A 615-nucleotide genomic window follows, 5' to 3' on the forward strand; every position below is an offset into this window, starting at 1 on the left:
CCCCAATGCTAGGGCTGCGCTTTCTCTTCAACATGGATGGATGATGGTGACCGCCGCTCAAAGGCCCCTGATCGAACTCTGCGTCGAAGGCATTGACGGGCTGCTTGCCGCGCAGGCCGCCGGCGCCGACCGGGTCGAGCTTTGCGCCAGCCTCGTCGAAGGCGGCATTACGCCGAGCCTCGGCACGGTGCGCGTAGCCCTCGAACGTGCGACCATCCCGTTTCATGTTATCGTACGCCCGCGCGGCGGCGATTTTCTCTACAGCGAGGCGGAATACCAATCGATGCTGGCCGATATCGGCGCGCTGCGCGATCTCGGCGTGGCCGGCATCGTCGTCGGCTGCCTGACCGCTGACGGCGCAATCGATGAAGCGAGAATGAGCGAACTGGTGCGCGCCGCCGGTCCCCTCAATGTCACCTGCCACCGCGCCTTCGACATGACGCGTGACCCGGCCGAGGCGCTCGAAGCGCTGATCCGCTGCAAGGTCGGCCGCGTGCTGACCAGCGGGCAACGCGACACGGCGCTGGAGGGCGTCGATCTGCTCGCGCGCTTGGTTCGCCAGGCCGGCGCACGCATCATCATCCTCGGCTGCGGCGGGCTGGCGCCCGACCATAT

General features: G+C 67.2%; 1 protein-coding gene. It reads left to right on the forward strand.

The window, feature by feature from the left end; all coding sequences use genetic code 11:
* Nucleotides 1-46 precede the first annotated feature (46 nt).
* The coding region (locus tag EOA60_RS36185; RefSeq protein ID WP_245502721.1) for a copper homeostasis protein CutC at nt 47-615 on the forward strand (569 nt) is incomplete at its 3' end.

The sequence above is a fragment of the Mesorhizobium sp. M1A.F.Ca.IN.020.06.1.1 genome, from assembly GCF_004023265.1.
Lineage (GTDB): Bacteria > Pseudomonadota > Alphaproteobacteria > Rhizobiales > Rhizobiaceae > Mesorhizobium.